The sequence below is a fragment of the Nakamurella sp. PAMC28650 genome (assembly GCF_014303395.1).
Taxonomy (GTDB): Bacteria; Actinomycetota; Actinomycetes; order Mycobacteriales; family Nakamurellaceae; genus Nakamurella.
Window position 1 is genome coordinate 2,506,547 of record NZ_CP060298.1, and the last position, 23,202, is coordinate 2,529,748.

The 23,202-nt window shown below is 70.0% G+C and carries 25 protein-coding genes; 23 read left to right on the plus strand and 2 right to left on the minus strand.

Features of this window, described 5'->3' with window-relative positions; genetic code table 11:
• Positions 1-59 precede the first annotated feature (59 nt).
• From H7F38_RS11405 to H7F38_RS11455, 11 genes are all read left to right on the plus strand, one after another.
• Entirely contained in the window at positions 60-410 is a 351-nt protein-coding gene (locus tag H7F38_RS11405) for a DUF3499 domain-containing protein (protein ID WP_187094154.1), read from the plus strand.
• Between the two features lie 195 nt (positions 411-605).
• Positions 606-836 (plus strand): Trm112 family protein, encoded by a 231-nt coding sequence (locus H7F38_RS11410; protein WP_187094155.1) that lies wholly within the window; start codon positions 606-608, stop codon positions 834-836.
• Entirely contained in the window at positions 833-2,209 is a 1,377-nt protein-coding gene (locus H7F38_RS11415) for a hypothetical protein (protein WP_187094156.1), read from the plus strand. Before H7F38_RS11410 ends, H7F38_RS11415 begins: the two co-directional genes overlap by 4 nt.
• Positions 2,200-3,408: a mannose-6-phosphate isomerase, class I gene (gene manA, locus H7F38_RS11420; protein WP_187094157.1), complete on the plus strand. Its 1,209-nt coding sequence runs from the start codon at positions 2,200-2,202 to the stop codon at positions 3,406-3,408. Before H7F38_RS11415 ends, manA begins: the two co-directional genes overlap by 10 nt.
• 172 nt (positions 3,409-3,580) lie before the next feature.
• Positions 3,581-4,933, plus strand: a complete 1,353-nt coding sequence (locus H7F38_RS11425) for an acetyl/propionyl/methylcrotonyl-CoA carboxylase subunit alpha (RefSeq protein WP_187094158.1) — start codon at positions 3,581-3,583, stop codon at positions 4,931-4,933.
• A 290-nt stretch (positions 4,934-5,223) separates the two neighbouring features.
• Positions 5,224-5,538, plus strand: a complete 315-nt coding sequence (mihF, locus tag H7F38_RS11430) for an integration host factor, actinobacterial type (protein WP_187094159.1) — start codon at positions 5,224-5,226, stop codon at positions 5,536-5,538.
• A gap of 188 nt (positions 5,539-5,726) precedes the next feature.
• Positions 5,727-6,323 (plus strand): guanylate kinase, encoded by a 597-nt coding sequence (gene gmk, locus H7F38_RS11435; RefSeq protein ID WP_187094160.1) that lies wholly within the window; start codon positions 5,727-5,729, stop codon positions 6,321-6,323.
• Positions 6,324-6,487: 164 nt separating this feature from the next.
• Positions 6,488-6,748 carry a DNA-directed RNA polymerase subunit omega gene (gene rpoZ / locus H7F38_RS11440; protein ID WP_187094161.1) on the plus strand — a complete coding sequence of 87 codons (261 nt, stop codon included), beginning with the start codon at positions 6,488-6,490 and terminating at the stop codon, positions 6,746-6,748.
• Between the two features lie 43 nt (positions 6,749-6,791).
• Positions 6,792-8,048: a bifunctional phosphopantothenoylcysteine decarboxylase/phosphopantothenate--cysteine ligase CoaBC gene (coaBC, locus tag H7F38_RS11445; protein WP_222618600.1), complete on the plus strand. Its 1,257-nt coding sequence runs from the start codon at positions 6,792-6,794 to the stop codon at positions 8,046-8,048.
• 142 nt (positions 8,049-8,190) lie between these two features.
• Positions 8,191-9,384: a methionine adenosyltransferase gene (gene metK, locus H7F38_RS11450; protein ID WP_255498342.1), complete on the plus strand. Its 1,194-nt coding sequence runs from the start codon at positions 8,191-8,193 to the stop codon at positions 9,382-9,384.
• A 199-nt stretch (positions 9,385-9,583) separates the two neighbouring features.
• Positions 9,584-11,698, plus strand: coding sequence for a primosomal protein N' (locus tag H7F38_RS11455; protein ID WP_187094163.1), 2,115 nt, complete (start codon positions 9,584-9,586; stop codon positions 11,696-11,698).
• 79 nt (positions 11,699-11,777) lie between these two features.
• Here the strand turns inward: H7F38_RS11455 and H7F38_RS11460 are convergent, their stop codons facing one another.
• Entirely contained in the window at positions 11,778-12,392 is a 615-nt protein-coding gene (locus tag H7F38_RS11460) for a GNAT family N-acetyltransferase (protein WP_187094164.1), read from the minus strand.
• 234 nt (positions 12,393-12,626) lie between these two features.
• Here H7F38_RS11460 and fmt point away from each other — a divergent pair, with 234 nt between their 5' ends.
• The 8 genes from fmt to H7F38_RS11500 all read left to right on the plus strand — a co-directional run bounded on the left by fmt (position 12,627) and on the right by H7F38_RS11500 (position 19,603).
• On the plus strand, positions 12,627-13,586 hold the full coding sequence (gene fmt, locus H7F38_RS11465; protein ID WP_187094165.1) for a methionyl-tRNA formyltransferase: 960 nt from the start codon (positions 12,627-12,629) through the stop codon (positions 13,584-13,586).
• 90 nt (positions 13,587-13,676) lie between these two features.
• On the plus strand, positions 13,677-15,158 hold the full coding sequence (locus tag H7F38_RS11470) for an RsmB/NOP family class I SAM-dependent RNA methyltransferase (RefSeq protein ID WP_187094166.1): 1,482 nt from the start codon (positions 13,677-13,679) through the stop codon (positions 15,156-15,158).
• 182 nt (positions 15,159-15,340) lie between these two features.
• Positions 15,341-16,012: a ribulose-phosphate 3-epimerase gene (gene rpe / locus H7F38_RS11475; RefSeq protein WP_370531363.1), complete on the plus strand. Its 672-nt coding sequence runs from the start codon at positions 15,341-15,343 to the stop codon at positions 16,010-16,012.
• A gap of 176 nt (positions 16,013-16,188) precedes the next feature.
• The gene (locus tag H7F38_RS11480; RefSeq protein ID WP_187094168.1) at positions 16,189-16,866 is read left to right on the plus strand and encodes a riboflavin synthase; all 678 of its coding nucleotides are present in this window, start codon (positions 16,189-16,191) and stop codon (positions 16,864-16,866) included.
• The gene (locus tag H7F38_RS11485) at positions 16,863-18,152 is read left to right on the plus strand and encodes a bifunctional 3,4-dihydroxy-2-butanone-4-phosphate synthase/GTP cyclohydrolase II (RefSeq protein ID WP_187094169.1); all 1,290 of its coding nucleotides are present in this window, start codon (positions 16,863-16,865) and stop codon (positions 18,150-18,152) included. Before H7F38_RS11480 ends, H7F38_RS11485 begins: the two co-directional genes overlap by 4 nt.
• Entirely contained in the window at positions 18,149-18,649 is a 501-nt protein-coding gene (gene ribH, locus H7F38_RS11490) for a 6,7-dimethyl-8-ribityllumazine synthase (protein ID WP_187094170.1), read from the plus strand. Before H7F38_RS11485 ends, ribH begins: the two co-directional genes overlap by 4 nt.
• Before the next feature lie 58 nt (positions 18,650-18,707).
• Positions 18,708-19,295: a PH domain-containing protein gene (locus tag H7F38_RS11495; protein WP_187094171.1), complete on the plus strand. Its 588-nt coding sequence runs from the start codon at positions 18,708-18,710 to the stop codon at positions 19,293-19,295.
• Between the two features lie 92 nt (positions 19,296-19,387).
• Entirely contained in the window at positions 19,388-19,603 is a 216-nt protein-coding gene (locus H7F38_RS11500) for a hypothetical protein (protein WP_187094172.1), read from the plus strand.
• A 30-nt stretch (positions 19,604-19,633) separates the two neighbouring features.
• Here H7F38_RS11500 and H7F38_RS26000 read toward each other — a convergent pair whose 3' ends face one another.
• Positions 19,634-20,065 carry a DUF1844 domain-containing protein gene (locus tag H7F38_RS26000; RefSeq protein ID WP_255498344.1) on the minus strand — a complete coding sequence of 144 codons (432 nt, stop codon included), beginning with the start codon at positions 20,063-20,065 and terminating at the stop codon, positions 19,634-19,636.
• A gap of 305 nt (positions 20,066-20,370) precedes the next feature.
• Here H7F38_RS26000 and infC point away from each other — a divergent pair, with 305 nt between their 5' ends.
• From infC to H7F38_RS11525, 4 genes are all read left to right on the plus strand, one after another.
• Positions 20,371-20,967 (plus strand): translation initiation factor IF-3, encoded by a 597-nt coding sequence (infC, locus tag H7F38_RS11510; protein ID WP_370531364.1) that lies wholly within the window; start codon positions 20,371-20,373, stop codon positions 20,965-20,967.
• A gap of 170 nt (positions 20,968-21,137) precedes the next feature.
• Positions 21,138-21,332, plus strand: a complete 195-nt coding sequence (gene rpmI / locus H7F38_RS11515; RefSeq protein WP_187094174.1) for a 50S ribosomal protein L35 — start codon at positions 21,138-21,140, stop codon at positions 21,330-21,332.
• A 100-nt stretch (positions 21,333-21,432) separates the two neighbouring features.
• Positions 21,433-21,831 carry a 50S ribosomal protein L20 gene (gene rplT, locus H7F38_RS11520; RefSeq protein WP_187094175.1) on the plus strand — a complete coding sequence of 133 codons (399 nt, stop codon included), beginning with the start codon at positions 21,433-21,435 and terminating at the stop codon, positions 21,829-21,831.
• Positions 21,832-22,298: 467 nt separating this feature from the next.
• On the plus strand, positions 22,299-23,132 hold the full coding sequence (locus H7F38_RS11525) for an RNA methyltransferase (RefSeq protein WP_187094641.1): 834 nt from the start codon (positions 22,299-22,301) through the stop codon (positions 23,130-23,132).
• Positions 23,133-23,202 lie beyond the last annotated feature (70 nt).

The following is a 23,202-nucleotide window of genomic DNA, read 5'->3' on the forward strand; positions in this document are numbered from 1 at the left end:
CAGACCTCGCACGGCGCGCCGTCGTGCGAGGGTGGCTTCGGAGAAGTTAGTGTCCGCGAGTGGTCAGATCGCGGCGGTGCTCGCGGACCGGGTGCACGGACCCGGCCGTTGCCACGCTGACCTATGCCTACGCCGATTCGACGGCCGTCGTCGGGCCGCTGGCCACTGCGGCAGAACCGCACTCCTACGACCTGTGCTCGGGGCACGCCGTCCATCTGACCGCGCCCCGAGGGTGGGAGGTCGTCCGCCCCGACGCCGATTTCGATGACGACGTGCGCAGTTCGGACGATCTCGAGGCCTTGGCCGACGCCGTCCGGGAGGCCGGGCGGGTGGAGCGCGCCCACGAGCCGTCCCAGGTCACCACCGGTCGCCGCGGTCACCTGCGCGTGCTGCGCTTCCCGCCGGATTGAGCCGGATGTCCTGATCCAGCTGCTTCGACCGCGAGGTCGCAGCGGTCCGCCGACCGGGCGAACGGGCAACGCCGAGCCTGTCGGCGCCCTAGTGTGGAAGCAGCCAATCAATCCGCGCTGCGTGTCGAACTGCCGGCTCTGCTCCGGGCGAATAGTCCGAGCGGCTCCGCAGTCGAGCGAAAGGGACAAGAGTCGATGAGCGTTCAACTGGATCCGGTCCTGCTCGAAGTACTGGCCTGCCCGGCCGAGCACCACGCACCGCTGGTCGTCGGCAGCCCCGGTGACCCGGCTGCTGATGCCCTGACCTGCACGGAATGTGGGCGGGTCTACCCCATTCGCGACGGTATCCCTGTCCTGCTGCTGGACGAGGCCATCGCCGGCCCGGGGGTCGGTTTCGACGGGGATGGTGGAGGCCGGGCGTCATGAACGGCGCCGCGGGCCCCGGAATTCTCCGGGAACCCGGTCTCGCCGCGGCCGATCGGGCCGGTCTGCTGCCCGCGGCCGCCGCGGCCGGTGCCCAGATCAGATCGGTGCTGGCGGCGTCCTGGGGACTGCCGCCCATCGAGCGGCCCCGCGCCATGGTCGTCGTCGGCCTGAACGCGGTCGTCGACACCGCGTTCCTGACGGCCCTCGTCGGGCGGACGTCGCCCGCCCCGATCGTGGCCGCGCAGAATCTCCCGCCCTGGGTGGGACCCCTGGACCTGGTGGTCGTCATGGCGGGTCATCCGGACGACGAGCAGGCGGCCGAAGCTGCCGGAATCGCGCGCCGACGGGGCGCCACGGTGATCGTGCGCGGAGCCGAGCACGGACCGGTGGCCGAAGCCGCCGGTGCGTCTCTGCTGGTGGCGCCGGTAGTCGCGGTGCCGGAGGCGCTCGCCGCCCCGGCCCGGTGGGCCCTGCTGACGATGGTGGCGGCCCGGGCCGGTCTGGCTCCCGTCGTGGAACTCGCCCGGACCGCCGACCTGCTCGATGCCACTGCGCTGGCCTGCCATCCCGGAGCCGAGACATTCCTGAATCCGGGCGTCAACCTCGCCGAGTACCTGGCCGACGGCACCGGGTTGCTGATCGGCTGCGACCGGATCGCCGATGCGATCGCCGGGCACGGAGGCAGGGTCCTGGCCGACCTCGGCGGCGTGGTGACGGGGGTGATGACCGCGGCCCAGGCCGCTTCGTCGCCCGCCCTGATGCGCCGGATCGGCGGCCCGAAGGACATCTTCGCCGACCCCTTCGACGACGACGAACCTGCTCAGCTGGTCAAGCCGCTGCTCGTCTCCACCACGGCCGAGGACACCTCGGGCCGCAGTCCGGAGGCGGCCGCCGATCGGATGGCGTTGGCCGGCATGATGCGATCCTTCACCGGTGCGATGCACCTCGACGGGTCCGCGGACGCCCTGCCGGTGGTGAACGGGATGCCCGAGTTCCCCGATGGTCCGGGGGAGGACCACCACGAGCCCGGGCGTCGCGATTCCGGCGGCCGCGATCTTGGTGGCCGTGGTTTCGGTGGTGTTGGCGGTCGTGACCTGGACCGGCGTGATCTGGACCGTCGTGAGGACGATCGGCGCGAGCCGGGAGGCTTCCCGGCGGCGCAGGGTCGTCCGGCGGACGTGTTCGACGCCGCAGTGGCCGCCTGCCTCCGGCTCGATTTCGCAGCCGTCTACGTCGGGATCGCGACTGGTCAGCTCGTTCCGCTGGACTTCCCGGACGGCCTCGGGAGATCGGGTGGCACTCGCTGGGCGGTCCGTCCGGCTACCGTCGGGGACCGGCGCGAACGAGAGCAGGACGTGAATTCATGGAACTGATGGACAACCGGATCCGGCCGTACGCCTGGGGCTCCCGCACGGCGATCGCCGAGCTGATCGGGGCGCCGAGCCCGGCCCCGCACCCGCAGGCCGAACTGTGGATGGGGGCCCATCCGGGCGACCCGTCGGTACTCGTGGGGCCATCCGGCGAGCGCTCGCTGTACGAGGCGATCGCCGACAAGCCGGTACTGATGCTCGGGGAGCGGGTGGAGGCGCGGTTCGGTCCGCGACTTCCGTTTCTGTTCAAGGTCCTGGCCGCGGCCGAACCACTGTCGCTGCAGGCGCACCCGTCCGCGGCCCAGGCGGCCCACGGGTTCGCCCGGGAGGAGTCCCAGGGCGTGCCGATGGGCGCCGGCGGCCGGAACTACAAGGACGGGAACCACAAACCCGAGCTGATCTGCGCGCTGACCGAGTTCGAGGCGCTGTGCGGCTTCCGTGATCCGGTGATCACCGTCGAACTGCTCGCCGATCTCGGGGTGCCGCAGCTGGATCACTACCTGTCGCTGCTGTCGGGTCAGCCGGATCGCGACGGGGTGCGGGCGCTGTTCTCGTCGATGCTGACGATCCCGTCATCGATGCTGGAGCCGCTGCTGAACGCGGTGCTCGCCGGCTGCGTGCGGTTGGTCCGCGACGGTTCGCAGTTCAGCAAGGAATACCGGACCGCGTTGGAGCTCGGCGAGCGGTATCCCGGTGATCCCGGCGTGCTCGCCTCGCTGCTGCTCAATCGGGTGACGTTGCAGCCCGGCGAGGCGCTGTACCTGGCCGCCGGCAACCTGCACGCGTACCTGGCCGGTGTCGGCGTCGAGCTGATGGCCAACTCCGACAACGTGTTGCGTGGTGGGCTGACCCCCAAGCACGTCGACGTCCCGGAGTTGATGCGCGTGCTCGACTTCTCGGCCGGTGACGTCGAGGTGTTGACGGGCGACGAGGTCCGACCCGGCGAGCTGGTCTATCGGACGCCGGTGCCGGAGTTTCGTCTCTCCAGGTTGACGCTGTCGACCGAGCCGTTGGACCTGAGCCATGACGGACCGCAGATGGCGCTCGTGGTGGACGGTGCGGCCGTCGTCACCGACGCCGACGGAGTCTCCGTCGACGTGCCCCGCGGCCGATCGGTCTGGGTCGCCGCCGGTGACTCGGGCGTCACCGTCACAGGCTCCGGCGTCGCCTTCCGCGCCACCGACGGCCTGGTCACCCCCTGACCCGGTCGCGCTCATCAACTTCGCCGGCGCTCATCAACTTGCCCAGATTGTGACTGGTAGGACGGGAGTCGTCGATTTCCTGAGCGCGGGCGAAGTTGATCAGCGCGACACCGTGCCTCATCAACTACGGTTGCGCGGGTCAATCCGCCTCCGAAAGGATCCCCAGAACAAGATGTTCGACTCATTGCTGGTTGCCAACCGAGGCGAGATCGCCCGGCGGGTGATCCGGACGGCGAAGCGGATGGGCCTGCGGACGATCGCGGTCTACTCCGAGGTCGACGCAGGTCTGCCGTTCGTCCTCGAGGCCGACGAGGCGGTGCTGATCGGGCCGGCCGCTCCCGCCGAGTCCTATCGCAACGCAGCGGCAGTCCTGGCCGCAGCCAAGGCCACCGGCGCGGCGGCGGTGCACCCCGGCTACGGATTCCTTTCCGAGAACACCGATTTCGCAAGGGATGTCGTCGAGGCGGGGCTGATCTGGGTCGGCCCGAGCCCGGAGGCGATCACCGCGATGGGCGACAAGATCGCCGCCCGCAACCTGATGGCCGCCGCCGGGGTTCCGGTCGCCCCTGGTACCGAGGACCCGGTCAGGACCGCAGAGGAAGCTGCGGATGCGGCCGCGGCCATCGGCTACCCGGTCATGATCAAGGCTTCGGCCGGCGGGGGCGGAATGGGGATGGCCGTCGTGTCCGACCCGGCGAACATGGCCTCCGAGTACGAGAAGGTCACCGCGTTCGCCGGGCGCCTGTTCGGCGACTCGAGTGTCTTCGTCGAGCGCTACTTCCCCCGCGTCCGGCACGTGGAGGTGCAGATCCTGGGACTGGCGGACGGACGCGTCATCGCCCTGGGGGAGCGCGACTGCTCGGTGCAGCGGCGCAACCAGAAGGTGGCCGAGGAAACGCCGTCACCGGCCCTGGACGACGCACTGCGCACGCAGATGCTCGGCGCGGCCCGCAAGGCCGGCGAGGCCGTCGACTACCAGGGCGCCGGCACCGTCGAGTTCCTGTTGGCCCCGGCCACCGCCGATCACGGTCCCGAGTTCTTCTTCCTGGAGATGAACACCCGCCTGCAGGTCGAGCACCCGATCACCGAGACCGTGCTGGGCATCGACCTCGTGGAGGCGCAGCTGCGGATCGCGGCCGGCGAGGATCCCGGGTTCGACCCGGAGCGCCTGACGGTCACCGGTCACGCCATCGAGTTGCGGATCAACGCCGAGGACTCCCGACGATTCCTGCCCGGCCCCGGCGCGATCACCGAATGGATCGAGCCCTCGGGGGAGGGCATCCGGGTGGACGCGGGCTACGCGGCGGGCACCACCGTCACCCCGTCCTACGATTCGCTGATGGCGAAGGTCATCGTGCACGGCGCCGATCGTGACGCCGCGCTGCAGCTGGCACGGTCGGCGGTGGCGGGTTTCACAGTGATCGGGCCCAAGTCGAATCTGGCCTTCCACGCGGAACTCCTGGAGAACGCGGAGTTCGTGTCCGGCGACTACGACACGGCTCTGGTGGCCAGAATGCGTGCCTGAACCGGCCCATGCCTGAAATATCCGGTGCTGACTCCTAGTTCTGGGCGTCGTGACTGACAGGCTGTTCCATATCTCACCCTCGGCGCGGGTTCGGCATGGGGGGTGCCGTTTGCCGCGACCCGTCCCGCTGGGTAGGTTCGACACGGTTCGTGCTGGTCACAGTGCAGGTTCGAAGTTTGACGTCGGTCCTGCGGCGGTACCTGTGTCGATGGGCCAGCGTGGGCGCCGAGCAGTTGTGGTGAAGGTTTTCGTCCGGAAGCAAATAGCGAAATGACAGAAGTGAGGCCGAAGTGGCACTGCCCCAGTTGACCCCCGAGCAGCGATCAGCGGCGTTGGAGAAGGCCGCCGCAGCGCGCCGCGTCCGCGCCGAGCTGAAAGAGCGTCTGAAGCGAGGCGGAACCACCCTGAAGCAGGTGCTGATCGACGCCGAGACCGACGAGGCGCTCGCGAAGTTGAAGGTCTCCGCCCTGCTCGAGGCCCTGCCCGGTGTCGGCAAGGTCCGCGCTGCTGCCCTCATGGAGCAGTTCGAGATCGCCGCCAGTCGTCGTGTCCGCGGGCTCGGTGAGCGGCAGCGCGCCGCGCTGCTCGCCGAGTTCGGCTCCTGACGCAAGGCTGACCGTCGCTCGACGGTCCGCCACCGATGCCGGTGGCGAGCACGACGACACCTCCGGTCGGGGAGTCCCTTCGGGCGGCTCCCCGGCCGGAGCCGTCACTGCCGGTACGGCCGACAGATCCGGGATCGACCGCAGTCCGACCCGGTCCGGACCGATCAGACACAGGAGAACAGGGCGCGATGAAGGACGGTCAGCGAAGGGGTCGACTCTTCGTGCTGTCCGGTCCGTCCGGCGTGGGCAAGAGCACGGTGCTGGCCCGGCTGCGTCGCGACGTACCCCAGCTCTGGTACTCGGTCTCGGCGACCACCAGGACGCCGAGACCCGGTGAGACGCATGGCGTCAACTACTTCTTCGTCACCTCCGACGAGTTCGAACGACTGGTCGCGGACGGCCAGATGCTCGAGCACGCCTTCTTCGCCGGGAACCACTACGGCACACCGCAGGGTCCGGTGCAGGAGCACCTGGAGGCCGGTCACGACGTCCTGCTCGAGATCGACGTCCAGGGCGCGCGCCAGGTCAGGGCCTCGCCGGGGCTCGGGAGGGAGGCGGTGCTGGTCTTCCTGGCACCGCCCTCGTTCGACGAACTCGCCCGCCGGTTGATCGGCCGTGGTACCGAGGACGAGGCTGCCACCGCCGCCCGGCTGGAGGCCGCCAGGGCCGAGCTGGCGGCCGAGCCCGAGTTCGACCACACCCTGGTCAACACGAGCGTCGAGGACGCCGCCTCCGGGTTGGTATCATTTTTGGCTGAGCCATGTTCGCCGGCTTCCGCCGGCTGAGTCCGCTCGGTTCCACCGAATCGGTTCCACCGAATCGGTTCCACCGAATCTGCTAGAACACCGTGTGGCGTTCGGCCGCACCCTGAGAAATTCGACGTCATCAAGGAGTCCGCACTGTGAGCACTGCGCCCGTAAACCCGCCCGAAGTCGTTCCTTCGGCACCCATGACGGCTTCGCAGATCGCCGCTGCCGGTATCACCTACCCGCCGATCGACGAGTTGCTGACCCACACCAGCTCCAAGTACGGCCTGTCGATCTTCGCCGCCAAGCGCGCCCGTCAGATCAACGACTACTACGCACAGCTCGGTGAGGGCCTCCTGGAGTACGTCGGCCCGCTGGTCGAGCCGTTGCCCAAGGAGAAGCCCCTCTCGATCGCGCTGCGCGAGATCAACGCCGGCCTGCTCGAACACACCGAAGGCGAGTGACCTGTACCTCGGCAGGGATCCGGCCTGAGCGACGGCGGCCCCGATGACGTCGGCCACGTCTGAGGCAACCCCGATGCTCAAGGTCCTGCTCGGGGTGTCCGGCGGGGTCGCGGCCTACAAGGCCTGCGAGATCCTGCGGCTGCTCCGATCCGCCGGGGCCGACGTCACCGTCGTCCCCACCAGGGCGGCCCTCCAGTTCGTGGGCGCGGCCACCTTCGAGGCCTTGTCCGGCCACGAGGTCGTCACCGACGTGTTCACCGACGTCCCCAACGTCGCCCACGTCGCGACCGGCCAACTGGCCGACCTCGTCGTCATCGCACCGGCGACCGCCGATCTGCTGTCCCGGGCTGCCGCCGGACGCGCCGACGATCTGCTGACCGCCACCCTTCTGGTGACCAGGGCCCCGGTGTTGATGGCCCCGGCAATGCACACCGAGATGTGGACCCATCCCGCCACCGTCGCGAACGTGCGACTCCTCCGCGAGCGCGGGACCTTCGTGCTGGACCCGGCGGTCGGGCGTCTGACGGGTGCCGACTCGGGGGTCGGTCGGCTGCCCGAACCCGATCACATCGTCGCCATGGCGATGTTGCTGCTGCGCCGGCGTGACGCGCTGCCGCGCGACCTGGTCGGGCGCCGGATCCTGGTGACGGCCGGCGGTACCAGGGAACCGCTGGACCCGGTGCGCTACCTGGGGAACCGCTCGTCGGGCAAGCAGGGTTTCGCGATTGCGCTGGCCGCCGTCGCCCGCGGCGCGCAGGTCACCCTGATCGCGGCGAACACCTCGCTGGTGGCGCCTCCCGGAGTGCAGCTGGTCCCGGTGGGCGATGCCCGGGAACTCGCGTCGGCGGTCAGCGAGCTGGCCCCGGCGATGGATGCCGTGGTGATGGCCGCCGCCATCGCGGACTTCCGGCCGAAGAGCCCGCTGGCCGCCAAGATCAAGAAGAACGGCACCGACCCCGCCCCGCTGGAGCTGCTGACCAACCCGGACATCCTCCTCGGTCTGGTCCGGGCACGACGCGGGTCGTCGCCGGTCATCGTCGGCTTCGCGGCCGAAACCGGTGACGAGCACGGCTCGGTGCTCGATCACGGCCGGGCGAAGTTGTCCCGCAAGGGCTGTGACCTGCTGGTCGTCAACGACGTGCAGGCCGGTCGCGGCTTCGAGGTCGACGAGAACGCCGCGGTGATCCTGGCCGGTGACGGTGCGGACCCGATCGACGTGCCCCTCGGCCCGAAGACCGCCCTCGCCGCGGTCATCTGCGACCAGATCTCGCGCCTGCTGCCGAACGTGAATGCCAGGTGACGGGTCATGTCCGCGTAGTCTCAGCCGAGCACAACGCCCCACTGACCGGTCCGCACCCGCAGCCCGGGCTCGGATCACCCGTCCGCAGATCAGTTCCCCCGGCCGGCCCGCCGCGCCACGATCGCCCAAGGAGTACTTCGTCGTGACCTCCCGCCTGTTCACCTCCGAATCCGTCACCGAGGGACATCCGGACAAGATCTGTGACGCCATCAGCGACTCGATCCTGGACGCCCTGCTGGCGCAGGACAGCGCCAGCCGGGTGGCCGTCGAGACGATGGTCACCACCGGTCAGGTGCACGTCGCGGGTGAGGTCACCACCTCCGCCTACGTCGACATCCCGACGATCGTCCGGGACACCGTGCTGGCCATCGGCTACGACAGCTCGTCCAAGGGCTTCGACGGCGCCTCCTGCGGCGTGAACGTGGCGATCGGCGCGCAGTCACCGGACATCGCCCAGGGTGTCGACACCGCCCGCGAGACCCGTCTCGACGGCGCCGAGGACGAGATCGACCGCCAGGGTGCTGGCGACCAGGGCCTGATGTTCGGGTACGCCTGCAACGACACCCCCGAACTGATGCCGCTGCCGATCGCGCTGGCCCACCGGCTGTCCCGCCGGCTGTCCGCGGTCCGCAAGTCCGGCGCCGTGCCCTACCTCCGTCCCGACGGCAAGACCCAGGTCACCATCGAGTACGTCGGCGACAGGGCGATCCGTCTGGACACCGTCGTGCTCTCCACCCAGCACGCAGAGGACATCGACCTGGAGAAGCTGCTCGCGGTCGATGTCGCGGAGCAGGTCGTCGCCCCAGAGGTGGCCCTGCTGGACATCGACGTCTCCGACTTCCGGCTGCTGGTCAACCCGACCGGGCGCTTCGTGATCGGTGGCCCGATGGGCGACGCCGGCCTGACCGGCCGCAAGATCATCGTCGACACCTACGGCGGGATGGCCCGGCACGGTGGCGGCGCGTTCTCCGGCAAGGACCCGTCGAAGGTCGACCGCTCCGCCGCTTACGCGATGCGCTGGGTCGCCAAGAACGCGGTCGCCGCCGGTCTCGCTGACCGGATGGAGGTCCAGGTCGCCTACGCCATCGGCGTGGCCGCCCCGGTGGGCCTGTTCGTCGAGACCTTCGGCACCGAGACGGTCGATCCGGACAAGATCGCCGACGCGATCAAGCAGGTCTTCGACCTCCGCCCGGCCGCGATCATCCGCGACCTGGACCTGAAGCGCCCGATCTACGCCCAGACCGCCGCCTACGGCCACTTCGGTCGCACCGACATCGAACTCCCCTGGGAGAACCTGGACCGCGTCGACGCCCTGAAGTCCTACCTCGGCTTCTGAGCCCCGCCCCTGATCCGCGTCGTCGTCGCCCCTGATCCGCGTCGTCGTCGCCCCTCATCCGCGTCGACCGGAATGAGATCCGCACTCTGACCCTCAGATTCTGCGGATCTCATTCCGGTCGACGGCGTTCCGGGCCCGGGACGAGGTCAATTGTGGACAGCGGTCGGCTGATGACGGTGCCATCTGATATCCAGAACGGGTGACGCCAGCCCCCACCCGCTCCCGACGGGTCACCGCGGGGGCCAAGGTGCCCGCTGCGGTCCTTCCGATCGCCAGGGTCGCGGTCGACGTCGCCCTGGCCCACCTGGACCGGCCGTTCGACTACCAGGTCGCCGACACCGATTCCGACGCGGCCCAGCCGGGCACCCGTGTCCGGGTGCGGTTCGCCGGGCGCCTGCTGGACGGTTTCGTCCTCGAGCGACTGGCCGTCTCCGAGCACGACGGCAAGCTGGGTTTCCTGGAGAAGGTCGTCTCGCCCGAGCAGATCCTCACTCCTGACGTGGCCCGGCTGGCCCGGGCCGTCGCCGACCGCTACGCCGGTTCGATGGCCGACGTCCTGCGGTTGGCCGTTCCGCCCCGCCACGCCAGAGCCGAAGGCACCAGCGGTTTCAAGGCGGTGGTGCCCGAAACATCTGACCCCGGGCCGGTTTTCATCGAACCGCAGCCCGTCGAGCCGGCCCCCGACATTGCGCCCGACGTGGTCATCGAGCCCGGCGACCGGACCAGCTGGCAGGTGTACCAGGCCGGTGACGCCTTCCTGACGGCGGTCCAGGAGGGCCGGGCCGTCAGGGCGGTATGGCAGGCGCTACCCGGGGAGGACTGGGCGGCGCGCCTGGCCGAGGCGGCGGCCGTCGCGGCCGGTGGTGGGCGAGGGGCGCTGCTCGTCGTGCCCGACGCCCGCGATCTCGAACGGCTCGAGAAGGCCCTCGCAGCAGTACTTCCCGCCGGGACGTTCACCACGCTCGCGGCCGATCTGGGCCCGGCCGAACGGTATCGGAGGTATCTGAAGCTCAGCCGGGGTGACGTGAAGATCGCCGCCGGTACCAGGGCGGCCGCTTTCGCCCCGGTCCGGGATCTGGCCCTGGTGGCCGTGTTCGACGACGGTGACGATCTGCTGGCCGAACCCCGCGCGCCCTACCCCCACACGCGCGAGGTCCTGATGATCCGGTCGGCCGGCGACCCGTGTGCGCTGCTGGTCGGCGGGTACGCCCGGACCGCGGAGGCCGAACTCCTGGTGGCCTCCGGATGGGCCAGGCCGATCGTCGCCGACCGTGCGACGGTCCGGTCCAGGTCCCCCCGGATCGAGGCCGCCGGAGACGAGTATGCGACCGGCGCGGATTCCGCGGCGGCCGGTGCGCGGCTGTCGCCGGCCGCCTTCGCCGCGGCCAGGGCGGCGTTGGCCGCCGGCCGACCGGTGCTGGTGCAGGTCCCGCGGCGCGGCTACCTCCCGACGCTCAGCTGCTCCAGATGTCGTCGTCCGGCCCGTTGCCGCCACTGCCACGGCCCGCTCGCGCTGACCGCCTCCCGCCGGCTGCCCGGCTGTCGCTGGTGCGGCATCCCCGAGGCTCATTTCAACTGTCCCGCTTGCGGTTCCGATCAGCTCCGGACCACCGTCATCGGCGCACGGCGGACAGCGGAGGAGCTCGGGCGGGCGTTCCCGGGCATCGTGCTGATCACTTCGTCGGGCGACTCCATCCGGTCGGAGGTCCCGGCCGGGCCGGCCATCGTGGTGGCGACACCGGGCGCAGAGCCGGTGGCCGCCGACGGCTACGGCGCAGCACTGCTGCTGGACGGCTACGCGCTGCTCGGGCGAGCGGATCTCCGTGCCGCAGAGGAGACCCTCCGGCGCTGGTTGGCCGCTGCCGCGTTGGTGGTCCCCGCCTCCGCCGGCGGTCGGGTGGTCGTCGGCGCGGACACCTCGCTCCCGACGGTGCAGGCCCTGATCCGTTGGGACCCGGCCGGTCATGCCGCCGCCGAACTGGACGCCCGCCGTGAACTCGGGTTCCCGCCCGCGGTGGCGATGGCGTCGTTGCAGGGTCTGGAAGCGCTCACGGCGGCGGCTGCGGGGAGCCTCGAACTGCCCGAGGGCGGCGAGATCCTCGGCCCCGTCCTGCTCGAGGATCTGCCGGCTCCGTCCGGTTCCCGGGCGCGAGCGAACGTACCGACGGAGGGGGACGCGCGGGTGCTCGTCCGGGTCCCGCCGGCCGGTCGCAAGCAGTTGGCCGCCCAGATCAAGGCGCTGGCCGCGGCCCGGTCGACCCGCAAGGACGAGGAGTCACTGCGACTCAGGATCGACCCGGACGAACTGTTCTGAATTGACCCACCCCGGCCGTGGGGGAACGACCGGCCCCGGCCGCGGGGCGAACGGGCCCCGGCGAGGGCGGACCCTCGGCTCAGGCAAGCCGCTCGATGAGTCCGGCCTTCACTCCCGGCCACTCGTCCTTCAGGATGGAGTACACCACGGTGTCCCGAAAGGTGCCGTCGGCTCGTTGGATGTGCCTGCGCAGCACACCTTCTCGCACCGCACCCAGCCGTTCGATGGCGGCCTGGGACCGCTCGTTGACCCGGTCGGTCTGGATCTGCACCCGTCCCAGACCGCAGTCGATGAAGCAGTGCTCGAGCATCAGCAGCTTGCATTCGGGATTCACCTGCGTCCCCCAGACGTGCGAGCTGTAGCCGGTCCAGCCCAGGTGCACGCGTTCGTCGGTGAGCGAGAGATTGCCCAGGCTGCTCGTCCCGACCACCTGGCCGGCCGACCCGAGACCGCCCTCACCGGTCAACCGGACCGTGTACGGGATCCGCCCCGGGGTCGACAGCGCCGCGCCCAGCACCCCGCCCATGTTCTCCGCGGTGTTCGGCCGCGCCGCCGGACCTCCCATGAAGTTCCCGGCGTAGACACGGTCGTCGTCGAGCGCATCGAACAGCGCGTGCGCATCGCCCAGTACCGTTCGGTCGAGTCGGACGTAACGGCCCACCAGGGCGCGGCCGTCAGGTGCGAAGACAGACATCGATCCTCCGAGAACATTCATTCGTGCCGGTTGGACGACCCGGCACCGCGCTGCTGCGGCGCGCTCGAGGAGTCCGCGCACGGTCCATGATCCAGCATCGACCACGGTTTGCGCCCCGCCGATCGATGGGACGAGCGACACGTCACGGCTACGTAGACTTCTCGCGCGCCCTCCGGTCCGTTCCGGGGCGGCCGCACCATCAGCACCGACGACGAGCAGGACGGAGGACCGCGAGTGCGCATCGTCTTCGCCGGCACCCCGGCTCCCGCTGTGCCGTCCCTGCAAGCACTTCTGGATTCCGGACATGACGTCGTGGCCGTGATCAGCCGGCCGGATGCGCCCGCGGGACGTGGCCGGAAGGCCGGCTCCTCGCCGGTCGCCGATCTGGCCCGGGACGCCGGCATCGAGCTGCTGACGCCGGTCAGCGCCAGAGATCCCGAATTCGTCGCCCGGCTGACCGAGCTGGCCCCGGAGGCAGCGGCGGTGGTCGCCTACGGCGCGATCCTGCGGCAGAACGTGCTCGACATCCCCGCCCACGGTTGGGTCAACCTGCACTTCTCCCTGCTGCCGGCCTGGCGCGGTGCGGCCCCGGTGCAGGCGGCCATCAGAGCCGGCGACGACATCACCGGGGCCAGCACCTTCGCGCTGGAAGCGGGGCTCGACACGGGTCCGGTCTACGGCATCGTCACCGAGCCGATCTCACCGGTCGATACCGCTGGAACGCTCCTGACGAGGCTGTCCCTCTCGGGCGCGAAGCTGCTGGTCGCCACCATGGACGGGATCGCCGACGGTTCCCTGCGGGCGGTTCCCCAGCCCGTCGACGGCGTCAGCCACGCAGCCAAGATCACCGTTGCGGACGCCGAGATCGACTGGTGGGCACCGGCTGTCGCGATCGACCGCCGGATCCGGGCGGTCACCCCCGCGCCGGGGGCGTGGACCGGCTCACCGTGGGGCCGGCTGGGCATCGGCCCGGTGCAGATCACCGAGGTCACGGATCTGGCCCCGGGCGAGATGCGGGCCGAGAAGAAGCAGGTGCTGATCGGAACCGGCACCACCGCGGTGCGCCTGTCCGAATTGCAGCCGACCGGCCGGAAGTCGATGGCCGCGCCGGACTGGGCCAGGGGAGCGCGACCGGACCCGGAAGTGCGGCTCGCCTCCCCGCCGGCAGCCCCCTCACCAGTAGCAGGCCCGTGACGGCACTGACCGAGAGCTCCACCACAGCAGAGCATGTCGAACGAGAAGAGAGCGCAGCACATTGAACAATCCGAGGATGGACCGCACACCATGAGTGCCGCAGACCGCCAGGGTCGCGGAGGCCAGCGCCCGAGTCAGGGTCCCCGCGGGGGGCGCTCGGCCGACGGTGATCGTCGCGGCGGTGGTGGTCCGCCCCGGCGCCCGCAGACCAGGCGCCCGCCGGACGTCGACCACGCCCGTCAGGCCGCTCTGGACCTGCTCGCCGCGGTTCGCTCCCGCAGCGCCTACGCGAACCTGACGTTGCCAGGGCTGCTCAACGACCGGGGCCTGTCCGGTCGCGACGCCGCACTGGCCACCGAACTCGCCTACGGCACCTGCCGGGCGTTGGGCCAGCTGGACGCGGTCATCGGCGCCTGCTGCGACCGGCCGCTGGCCGAACTCGACGGCCCGGTGCTCGATGCGCTCAGGCTCGCGACCTACCAACTCCTGCACACCCGGATTCCCGACCACGCGGCGGTGTCCGTCACCGTCGACCTGGTCCGCGCCGGTCCGAATCCCGGCGCCGCCGGCTTCGTGAACGCCGTGCTGCGCAAGGTGTCCCGTCAGAACCTGGCCGGGTGGATCGCCGAGATCGGGCCGGACCGCGGGGTCGACCCGCTGGGTTACCTGGCGTTGTCGACCGCTCATCCACGCTGGATCGCCTCGGCCATCAAGGAGTCGCTCGGGGCCGGCAACGACGACTACGGGATGGCCGAACTCGAGGCCGCCCTGCTCGCGGACGACATCGCCCCGCAGGTCCACCTGCTGGCCAAACCGGGGCGGATCAGCCAGGACGAGCTGATGATCGCCTCCGCCGGCGAGCGCGCCAGGTACTCGCCCTTCGGCGTCTACCTGCCGACCGGCGATCCGGGGCGGATCTCGGCGATCGCCGACGGTCGCGCCGCGGTCCAGGACGAGGGTTCGCAGCTGGTCGCGCTCGCACTGGTCAGTGCCGAGCTGCAGGGACAGGACAAGCGCTGGCTCGATCTCGCGTCAGGTCCCGGGGGCAAGGCCGCGCTGCTGGGCGCCTGGGCCGGGCAGGTCGGGGCCAGGGTCGACGCGGTCGAGATCACCCCGCACCGCGCCGAGTTGGTCCGCAAGGCGGTCGCCGGACTGCCGGTGGCGGTGCACACCGCGGATGGCCGCGACCCCGGACTGCCGGCGGCGGCGTTCGACCGCGTCCTGCTGGACGCGCCGTGCACCGGTCTCGGGGCGCTGCGCCGCCGGCCGGAGGCGCGGTGGCGTCGACAGCAGAGCGACGTCGCGCCGCTGGTGAAGCTGCAGCGCGAGCTGCTGGCCTCGGCCGCCAAGCTGGTCCGCCCTGGCGGGCTGGTCGCGTACGTGACCTGCTCGCCGCACCTGTCCGAGACGAGCGGCGTCATCTCGCGACGGCCGGAAGATCTGGAACTGATCGACGCCCGCCCGTACCTGCCCGGCGTCCCCGACCTCGGGGACGGACCGACCGTCCAACTCTGGCCGCACCGGCAGGGCACCGACGGCATGTTCCTGGCGCTGATGCGCCGCGTGCTCTAGTCCCGCATCGTGAACCCCGCATCGTGAACCCCTCGTCGAGCGGATAGATAATGTCGAATTCTGGGCGATTTGCCCGTTCTAACCATCCGCTCGACGGGGAGTGGGATGGGGAACTCGATGCGGGAACGCTCGCCGGGCTGGCTAGGCTGAGCGCCGTGACGAGTCCAACCACGAGGCATGCCTTGATCGCACCGAGCATCCTGTCGGCGGACTTCGCCAGGCTGGCCGACGAGGCAGCGGCCGTCATCGGGGCCGACTGGCTGCACGTGGACGTCATGGACAACCACTTCGTGCCGAACCTCACGCTCGGGTTGCCGGTGGTCAAATCACTGCTCGCGGCGACCGACATCCCGCTCGACTGCCACCTGATGATCGACGACCCGGACCGCTGGGCGGTCGCCTACGCCGAGGCCGGCGCCTACAACGTGACGGTGCACGTCGAGGCCGTGGCCGATCCGGTGACGATGGCCGTCGAGCTGCGGGCCGCCGGCGCCAAGGCCGGCCTCTCGCTCAAGCCCGGCACCGATCTGGAGGACTGGATCGAGGTGCTACCGCACTACGACACGCTGCTGATCATGACGGTCGAGCCCGGCTTCGGTGGGCAGTCGTTCATGCCGGAGATGATGTCCAAGGTGACCATGGCGCGACGGATGGTCGAGACGGGGCACCTCACCGTCGTGGTCCAGGTCGACGGCGGGATCGACCTGGAAACCATCGAACGTGCGGCGGAGGCGGGCGCCGACTGCTTCGTCGCCGGCTCGGCGGTCTACGGCATGTCCGACCCGGCGGCAGCGGTGCAGGCCCTCCGGCAGAAGGCCCTGGCCCACCGACGACCCCCGACGCCGTCCGAATAGGCAGTCCCGAACAAGCCCTCCCGAACAGGTCGTCCGGACAGGCCTTATGCACGGCCACGCGGGGACGAAACGAGGTCGCCCGCGCGTTGAATCACACGTCCCTGCGAACACCGGGGGGCCGCCGTGGGGGAGTATGGAAGCAGGCGCGGCTGTGGCGCCGCCGAAAGGGATGGCACATGTTCACCGGGATCGTCGAAGAGCGCGGCGAAGTAGTTGCACTCGACCTTGCGCCGGACGGGGCTGACGCGCGTGTGACGGTGCGCGGCCCGCTCGTCACCCAGGACGTGAAGCACGGCGAATCGATTGCCGTGTCCGGGGTCTGCCTGACGGTGGTCGCCTCCTCGGGCGGGACCTTCACCGCCGACGTGATGGCCGAGACCCTGCTGCGCACCAGCGCCAAGGAGTGGTCGCCCGGCCGGCCGGTCAATCTGGAGCGGTCGGTCACCCCGACGACCCGGCTGGGCGGGCACCTCGTACAGGGTCACATCGACGGCGTCGGCACGGTGGTGTCCAGGGTCCCGCACGAGGGCTGGGACGAGTTCGGCATCTCCGTCAGCAACGACCTGGCCCGCTACATCGCCGGCAAGGGATCGGTTGCGGTGGACGGAATCTCGCTGACCGTCATCGATGTCACAGACTCGCCGACCGGCGCGGTGTTCACCCTCGGGATCATCCCAGAGACCAGGACGGCCACCACGCTGGGCAGCACGGCCGTCGGGGCGAGCGTCAACATCGAGGTCGACGTGATGGCGAAGTACGCGGAGCGACTCCTGTCGTTCCGGCCGGCGGAGGCCGCTGCCGTCACCGGCGACACGGATGGCACGGGCAGCACCCAGAGGTCGGAGCAGTCATGACGAACAGCACGAGCGAGCAGGTCAGGTCCGCGGCGGGCTTCGACACCATCGAGTTCGCGGTCGCCGAGATCGCCGCCGGCCGGGCCGTGGTCGTCGTGGACGACGAGGACCGCGAGAACGAGGGCGACCTGATCTTCGCCGCCGAACTGGCGACGCCCGAGCTGGTGGCCTTCACCGTCCGTCATTCCTCCGGACTGATCTGCGTTCCGATGACGGGCGAGGACTGCGACCGTCTCGGCCTGCCGCCGATGTACCACGTCAACCAGGACCGCAAGGGCACGGCCTACACCGTCTCCGTGGACGCCAGAGATGGTGTGACGACCGGGATCTCGGCGACCGATCGGGCCTGGACCATGCGGGTGCTGGCGCAGGACTCGACCACCGCCGACGACCTGACGAGGCCGGGACACGTGCTTCCGCTGCGGGCCCGCGAAGGTGGGGTGCTGGTGCGCCCCGGCCACACCGAGGCCGCCGTCGATCTGGCGAAGCTGGCCGGTCTGCGGCCGGTGGCCGGGATCTGCGAGGTCGTCAGTTCGACCGACGTGGGCGAGATGGCGCGACTGCCGGAGTTGAAGGAGTTCGCCGCCGAACACCACCTCGCACTGATCTCGATCGCCGATCTCGTCGCCTACCGCAGAGCCCGCGAGGTCCAGGTGACGAAGATCGCGGACGCGCGGATGCCGTTGCCGCAGGGCATGTTCCGCGCCGTCGGGTACATGAGCAAGGTCACCGGCCGCGAACTGATCGCCCTGGTGCACGGGGACATCTCCAGCGGTGAGGACGTGCTGGTGCGCGTCCACTCCGAATGCCTGACCGGCGACGTGCTCGGCTCGCTGCGCTGCGACTGCGGGCCGCAGCTGCACGCCGCACTGGACGCCGTCGTCGCCGAGGGCCGCGGGGTGGTGCTGTACATCCGCGGGCACGAGGGACGCGGGATCGGCCTGCTCGAGAAGCTGCGTGCCTACGAACTGCAGGACGAGGGGGCCGACACCGTCGACGCGAATCTCGCGCTGGGTCTGCCCTCGGATTCCCGCGAGTACGGCACCGGCGCGCAGGTGCTCGCCGACCTGGGCATCACCTCGATGCGGCTGCTGACCAACAACCCGGCCAAGCGGGCCGGCCTCGAGGGCTACGGCCTGCACATCATCGGCCGGGTGCCGCTGGCCGTCTCGGTCAATCCGGAGAACCTGCGCTACCTGACCACCAAGCGCGACCGGATGGGTCACGACATCTCCGAGCTGGAACCGGATCGGACGATCTCCGAGCTGGAACAGGACCGGACGTGACCGGCGAGGGCCGTCCGGCCTTCACCGTGCCCTCCGCGCCGGGCCTGCGGATCGGCATCGTGTCGACGTCGTGGAACTCCGGCATCACCGACCTCCTGCTGGAGCGGGCGCTCGCCGTCTGCACCGAGGCCGGCACCACTCGGCCCACCGTCGTGCGGGTGCCGGGAGCGCTGGAACTGGCGGTCGTCGCGCAGCAGTTGGCCTCCGATCACGACGCGGTGGTGGCTCTCGGGCTGGTCGTCCGCGGTGGCACCCCGCATTTCGAGTACGTCTGCGACGCGGTGACGGCGGGGCTGACGAGGGTGGCGCTCGATTCCGGCGTACCGGTCGGCAACGGTGTCCTGACATGCGACACCATGGAGCAGGCGGTCGCCCGCGCCGGTGGGCCGGATGCCTACGAGGACAAGGGCGGCGAGGCTGCGGCCGCCGCCCTGGAGACCGCCCTGGTTCTACGCAAGTTGCGCGGCGCCGGTTCCGGGATGGGTTTCGGGCGTTGACTGTGAATCCGACGGCTCACGCGGTGGCGGGCCGGCCAGGGCAGGACGGAAGGGCGCGATGAGCAACGAAGGCAAGCCGACGACCGAGCCGCTGTTGGTGATCCGGCCCCACAAGATCGCCATCCTGGCCGTCATCTCGGCCTCGGCCGTGTTCCTGGCCATGGTCCTGGTCGGGATCCTGCTGCACAACACCAACGACGGGGTCTCGTTCCAGACCTCGGACCAGATCGGGCTCGGCGGGCTCGGCCTGCTGATCGGCATCGCCATCCTGATGATGGCCCGTCCGACCCTCAAGGTCTTCCCCGAAGGCATGCTGATCCGCAACATCCTCGGCGAGAACTTCTACGAGTGGGCGCTGATCTACGAGGTCTCCTTCCCGCAGGGCGCCCAGTGGGCATTGCTCCGGATGCCCGACGACGAGACCCACCCCGTGATGGCGATCCAGCTGCTGGACCGCGGGCGTGCGGTGGAGTCGCTGCAGGCCGTCCGCAAGCTGCACGCCCGGTACGCGCCGCCACCGCCGAAGTCCGCCATTCCCGACGAGGAGGCGCTCCGGATCCTCGAGCAGCAGGAGAACAACCGCCCCCTCGGACGACTGGAGATCATCGACCGCGTCAAGGCCGCCAAGGGCAAGGGCGTCAAGTAGCTTTTCCGGCCCCGTCGTTCGTCGAACCGCGTCCGGATCTCGCCCGGCCGGTTGGTCTGCAGCGCGTAGGCTCCGGGGAAAGGGAGGCCACCATGACGCTCGCGACCATGAACGAACGATTCCGAGTCATCGAAGACCTGTGGAAGGTCGGTTCGGCCCAGGAGCAGGAGGAATACCTGTCCGAGCTGACCGACATGCGTCTGGAGCTGGCCAAGGTCAGTGGACCCGACACCGACGGGGCGCTCTGGCTCAAGAGGACCGTCGACCGCCTCTCCCGCAACATCGCTGTCGCGCAGGCCCGCCCCTGAGTGGGTGCGACACCCCCGGTCGACGCTCGCCTACAGCGCCGCGGGCGGACGGCGTGGCGTCTCGCCCGGTCCCGCTCCCGGTGCGTCCTGGACGATCGAGTAGTCGCGGAACGCACCCTGCAGTGCCTGCAGACCGTCGCGGAACGCCGCGGCGTGCGGTCCGAGGTCGGGTAGGGAGGCCTGCAGCAGGCCGGCCAGGGCGGTGATCAGCGTGCGTGCCTCGTCCAGATCACGATGGGCCGGGTGCTCCGGGTCGTCGGAGGCCAGGCCGAGCTGCTCGGCGGAGGCCGACATGAGCATCACCGCCGCCCGGCTGATCACCTCGACGGCCGTGATGTCGACCAGCTCGCGATCTTGGAACCCGTTCTCGCCGGCATGATCGTGACTTTGATCGTGCTGGTCACGGCCGGTGTCGTCGGCAGAGGGGACGGAATCTGCTGGGATTGGTGGGGGGGTACTCACCCGTGTAGAGTGTCAGGCGCGAGCAGTTCCCGTTTCATCGGGGGCTTCGATCTCTGCGAGTCGACACGGCGAACACCGTTCGGCGAGCGAGGATCACACCAAAGTGGAGCCCGACTCCCACCCGAATTTGCCGTACTCCTTGGAGTGCGAGCGGCCGGGTCCCGGTCCGCTGATGCTGGCATCAGTGGCGCACGCCCTCTTGACGAGGGTGAGTTGACGGGTCTTTTCGGGCTCCGCGTGCAGCAACCGCGGGGCCCTTTTTGCCGTCAGCGCACGGCGAAGGATCCTGCGGGCCGTGTCACCGCATCACTCCACAACCCGCAGGTACCCAGGAGGATTCAATCAGCGTCGAGCCACGCATCAACGACAGGATTCGCGTTCCAGAAATTCGTCTCGTCGGGGCGGCCGGAGAACAGATCGGCATCGTCACCGTCACCGAGGCGCTTCGGATGGCCCAGGAGCAGGACCTCGACCTCGTCGAGGTCGCGCCGGAAGCACGTCCACCGGTCTGCAAGCTCATGGACTACGGCAAGTTCAAGTACGAAAGTGCTCAGAAGGCCCGTGAAGCCCGTCGTAATCAGGTCCTGACGGTCATCAAGGAAATGAAGCTCCGCCCGAAGATCGATTCGCACGACTACGAGACCAAGAAGGGTCACGTCGAGCGTTTCCTCAAGGCCGGGGACAAGGTCAAGGTCACCATCATGTTCCGGGGTCGCGAGCAGTCGCGTCCGGAGCTCGGGTTCCGTCTGCTGCAACGGCTTTCCGCCGACGTGGCCGAACTGGGATTCGTCGAGAGCGCACCGAAGCAGGATGGCCGCAACATGATCATGGTCCTGGCTCCCCACAAGACCGTGAAGCCCAAGCCAGTCGCGACGCCGGCACCCGCCGTCGCCGCGGAGTAGTTCCAAGAACGTCCGCCCTACCCCGCTACCGGGCGTCGCGAAATGCGATGGCCCGGCGGCGGACCTGACGTGTGCCGTGCCGTTCGACGGGCGGCAGACATCGAGCCGGGCGGGTCCAGCGGCGGCGGTCGATTCGCAGTCGAAGAACACGAGAAGAGCAGAGGTCAGTCATGCCCAAGATGAAGTCCCATTCCGGGATGAAGAAGCGCGTCAAGATCACCGGTAGCGGCAAGCTCGTGCACCAGGGCTCCGGCAAGCGTCACAACCTGGAGAACAAGTCCACCAAGCGCATCCGCCAGATGGACAGCCACACCAGCGTCGCCGCCGTCGACGTTCCGCGCATCAAGCGCATGCTCGGCATCTGACCTCTCTTCACCCTTCGCCGGTTCGACCGGCCCCGAATTCGTCCCTCGGCCCCGAGTGAAAATCTCTCGCCGGCCATCGAAGTAGAAAGACAGGTGTCCCGTGGCACGCGTCAAAAGGGCAGTCAACGCCCACAAGAAGCGCCGCGTCATCCTCGAGCGGGCCCGCGGTTACCGCGGCCAGCGCTCCAGGCTGTACCGCAAGGCCAAAGAGCAGATGCTGCACTCGCTCAACTACGCCTACAACGACCGCCGCAAGCGCAAGAACGAGTTCCGCAAGCTGTGGATCACTCGCATCAACGCGGCGGCGCGTGCCCACGGCATGACCTACAACCGCTTCATGCAGGGCCTGAAGTTGGCCGGCATCGAGGTCGACCGCAAGGTGCTCGCCGAGTTGGCCGTGCATGACGACTCCGCCTTCGCTGCGCTGGTCACCCTGGCCCGCGAAGCCGTCCCGTCGGTGTCCGACCAGAGTGCCGCCCTCAAGAAGGACGCAGCCTGAGTCCCCGAGAAGATCCTCGCCGACGCCCCGCTCGGGATGCCGCCTCCAGCGGCACTCCGGCGGGGCGCTCGGCTGATGACGGCCACCTGGAGGGTGCCCCCTCCGACGCGCCGTTCGGTGCCGTTCGCCGCAGCGGTTCGACCGCGCGCCGCCCGGATATCCGGGGCCGGCGGCCCGACCGTTCGGACTCCGGCGATCGACGCGGTGACGGCTCCCGCGGTGACAGCTCGCGCGGGGACTCTGCTCGCGGAGACAGCTCGCGCGGGGACTCTGCGCGCGGTGACGGCCCGCGCAGCGAGGCCCGATCAGCGCCCGCCCGTAGCGCCAACCGGGTACCGGACCCGACCACCCAGGCATTGTCGACGCCGCGCAGCCGCCGTGCCGAGCAGGCTGCGGCCGACCGTCAACGCACCTCTCCGGGCAATTCGGCTGCGACCACCGAGCCGACCGCCGAGGCCGAAGAGGGCGTGCTGACCGACAAGTCGAGCCGGATCGTCGCTGCACACCGGTTGCTGCGCAAGCCGCGTCGCGCCGAGGCCGGGGAGTTCCTGGCCGAGGGAACGCAGGCCGTTGCGGAAGCTGTGGCCGCCGAACTGCGGAACCCGGGCACGGTCAAGGAGATCTACCTGACCAAGGACGCCGGTCTGCGCAACGTCGAGCTCATCCGGGCTGCGTTCGCCGCCCGGATCGAGGTCACCCAGGTGACGGACCGCGCCGCCGCCGCCCTGTCGGACACCGTGTCGCCCCAGGGCCTGGTGGCCCGCTGCGCCATGACGCTGGCCGATGTCGGCGAGGTGATCGCCGCGGAACCGCGCCTAATCGCCGTCCTGGTCGAGACCAACGACCCGGGGAACGCCGGCACGATCATCCGGCTGGCCGATGCCGCCGGCGCCGATGCCGTGATCTTCGCCGGGGAATCCGTCGACCCGTTCAACCCGAAGGCCGTCCGTGCGTCGACCGGGAGCCTGTTCCACCTCCCGGTCGCCCGTGCCGCCGAGGTGGGCGAGCTGCTCATGCAGCTGTCCGAAGCCGGCCTGTCCGTACTCGCCACCACCGGTGGGGGTGCCAACACCGACCTCGACACGGCCACCGATGACGGCATCCTCGACCTCCCGACGGCCTGGCTGTTCGGCTCGGAGGCCCATGGTCTTCCCGAGGAAGTGATTGCAGCAGCGGACGAATCGATCAGCGTGCCGATCTACGGTGCGGCCGAGTCGCTGAACCTGGCCACCGCAGCCGCGATCTGCCTGTACGCCAGTGCACGCGCACACCGGGCCGAGCGTTCAGCCCCCACGCCCTAGCCCCCCGCCCCCGCCCGTCCTGGTTCTCTGGGCGGGGCAGGGTTTGGCGTGGATCAACTTCGCAGGCATG

Bases quoted from the DNA above. Each gene is read 5' to 3' on its own strand.
- H7F38_RS11410 (WP_187094155.1), top strand. From the start codon at position 606: ATGAGCGTTCAACTGGATCCGGTCCTGCTCGAAGTACTGGCCTGCCCG.
- H7F38_RS11415 (WP_187094156.1), top strand. From the start codon at position 833: ATGAACGGCGCCGCGGGCCCCGGAATTCTCCGGGAACCCGGTCTCGCC.
- manA (WP_187094157.1), top strand. From the start codon at position 2,200: ATGGAACTGATGGACAACCGGATCCGGCCGTACGCCTGGGGCTCCCGC.
- H7F38_RS11425 (WP_187094158.1), top strand. From the start codon at position 3,581: ATGTTCGACTCATTGCTGGTTGCCAACCGAGGCGAGATCGCCCGGCGG.
- gmk (WP_187094160.1), top strand. From the start codon at position 5,727: ATGAAGGACGGTCAGCGAAGGGGTCGACTCTTCGTGCTGTCCGGTCCG.
- rpoZ (WP_187094161.1), top strand. From the start codon at position 6,488: ATGACGGCTTCGCAGATCGCCGCTGCCGGTATCACCTACCCGCCGATC.
- coaBC (WP_222618600.1), top strand. From the start codon at position 6,792: ATGACGTCGGCCACGTCTGAGGCAACCCCGATGCTCAAGGTCCTGCTC.
- H7F38_RS11460 (WP_187094164.1), bottom strand. From the start codon at position 12,392: ATGTCTGTCTTCGCACCTGACGGCCGCGCCCTGGTGGGCCGTTACGTC.
- H7F38_RS11470 (WP_187094166.1), top strand. From the start codon at position 13,677: ATGAGTGCCGCAGACCGCCAGGGTCGCGGAGGCCAGCGCCCGAGTCAG.
- H7F38_RS11480 (WP_187094168.1), top strand. From the start codon at position 16,189: ATGTTCACCGGGATCGTCGAAGAGCGCGGCGAAGTAGTTGCACTCGAC.
- H7F38_RS11485 (WP_187094169.1), top strand. From the start codon at position 16,863: ATGACGAACAGCACGAGCGAGCAGGTCAGGTCCGCGGCGGGCTTCGAC.
- H7F38_RS11495 (WP_187094171.1), top strand. From the start codon at position 18,708: ATGAGCAACGAAGGCAAGCCGACGACCGAGCCGCTGTTGGTGATCCGG.
- H7F38_RS11500 (WP_187094172.1), top strand. From the start codon at position 19,388: ATGACGCTCGCGACCATGAACGAACGATTCCGAGTCATCGAAGACCTG.
- rpmI (WP_187094174.1), top strand. From the start codon at position 21,138: ATGCCCAAGATGAAGTCCCATTCCGGGATGAAGAAGCGCGTCAAGATC.